This is a genomic window from Oleiphilus sp. HI0128 (assembly GCF_001635365.1).
Genome location: NZ_LWGG01000303.1, coordinates 1 through 1,242, shown reverse-complemented (window position 1 = coordinate 1,242; position 1,242 = coordinate 1). Strand labels below are relative to the sequence as shown.

Below are 1,242 nucleotides of genomic sequence, written 5' to 3'. Positions count from 1 at the left end.
CAAATCAGCTTATTTTCAATTAACCAGCAAAAATCCATGCTGATCATCCTGCTACTCCTATGTGCCACCTACGCAACCTGGCGCAATGAGCATATTGCCTTCAGAGGCATTCGAAACAAGCATGAACACTACTTTTCTTATGCTGCGCAAACACTCGCGGCACTGAGCTTGTTTTATTCCAGCTATCGATTTTATAAGGACGCAGAAGACGCTGGAGCAAGCCTTAGTTCACCCGAACTCCTTGCTACGCTTATTGTCGGTAGCGCCGTGCTAAGTCTAGTGAGTTTCATCAAGCTTTTTAAAACCCGGCACCTAAGTAAACAAAACACTTCTCCCTTTAGAATGGTGCTTACAGTTCCCATTCAAACCTGGATGCTTCTGGCAGCTGCGTATCATTTTTTTGTCAACGAAGAGCATGCTCCTGGCATCAGCATGTACTTTACTCAGATATTCCAACTGACTAATCTACATCTGACGATCGCTCTCTATATATGGGTCGGAATGCTGCTTAAAGAGACCTTGCTTGGCGCGAAGCTTTTTGATGTCTTTAAACCCTGGAACTTTCCCCCTGAAATACTGGCCTGCATCGCCATCGCATTAATGGCTGTACCAACTGCTTATACAGGGGCCTCAGGTATTATCATTATTGCCATGGGTGCTGTGGTTTATCAGGAGTTGAGGCGTGTTGGTACTCGGCGTCAGCTTGCACTGGCGGTCACCGCAATGACCGGAAGCTCAGGCGTTGTATTAAGGCCCTGCCTGTTGGTAATCGGTATTGCCATTCTCAACAAAGAAGTCTTGAGTGATGATTTGTTTTATTGGGGAAGCCGGGTTTTCATGCTAACGCTTGCAGTGTTTTTTATGTTTGCCATGCTGACTCGACGTGGGCCTTTAAGCATCGCACCTTTTAGCGAAGCATTTCAGCCTTCTATTACAAAGTTTCGAGCACTGCTTCCTTATATCATCATTATTGCGCTCAGCATGTTGATTTACGCCGTATTGTTGAATGCCTATCTTGATGAATTTTCAGCCCCGATTATCCTCCCCGTTATTATGTTCGCCTTTATTATTTATGAACGTAAGTTCAGCCGGGACTTTGAGCAGCAAAATAAGACCTTGAATGTTAGCCCCAATATCGTATCGGCGTTTAACAATGCTATTGGCAATTCTTCGGTGCAAATTGGCGCGCTACTGATGCTAATGGCTTGCTCTTTTACGATTGGCGGCATTCTAGAACGGAGC

General features: G+C 45.2%; 1 pseudogene. It reads left to right on the top strand.

Going from position 1 to position 1,242, the window contains the following annotated elements:
• Positions 1 to 36: 36 nt before the first annotated feature.
• Positions 37 to 1,242: pseudogene (locus A3763_RS03870) on the top strand (C4-dicarboxylate ABC transporter); the annotation flags it as partial.